The sequence below is a fragment of the Crenobacter sp. CS_VA4 genome (assembly GCF_055597485.1).
Genome location: NZ_JBVMAE010000094.1, coordinates 1 through 377, shown reverse-complemented (window position 1 = coordinate 377; position 377 = coordinate 1). Strand labels below are relative to the sequence as shown.

The following is a 377-nucleotide window of genomic DNA, read 5'->3' as shown; positions in this document are numbered from 1 at the left end:
CCAACAGCTTCCGGGCTTGTTCGGGTGTCAGCCAGCGGACCCTGCGTTTAGCTTCTTTAAAGAGCGTCACCTTGGGCACACGGTCCAGCCACTCCCACTCCAACGAAGCCTTGCGCAAAATGGCCCGGATGAGTGCCAAATAGCGATTGGCCGTTGCCGGACTGGCCTCCTGCGCTTTCTGGTTGGCAATCTGCTTAATCAGATCACGCGAAATCGCCTCCAGTGGTTTGCCGCCCAGATGCTGCTGCAACCAGCGCAGTTTGACCTTGTCTTCGTTGTGCGTTCGCTTGTGTCCGGTCTCCATCAGCCATTGATAGGCTGCTTGGTCCCAGGTGTAGGTCGGGCGTTCGCCCAACTTCCCAACCCGCCACGCCTCG

Annotated in this window: 1 protein-coding gene; it reads right to left on the bottom strand. The window is 58.9% G+C overall.

Annotated elements, in window-relative coordinates; genetic code table 11:
• Positions 1-355 (bottom strand): site-specific integrase (locus ACZ2IA_RS22850; protein ID WP_495849315.1); only part of this gene is annotated, 355 nt, incomplete at its 3' end.
• Positions 356-377: the final 22 nt, after the last annotated feature.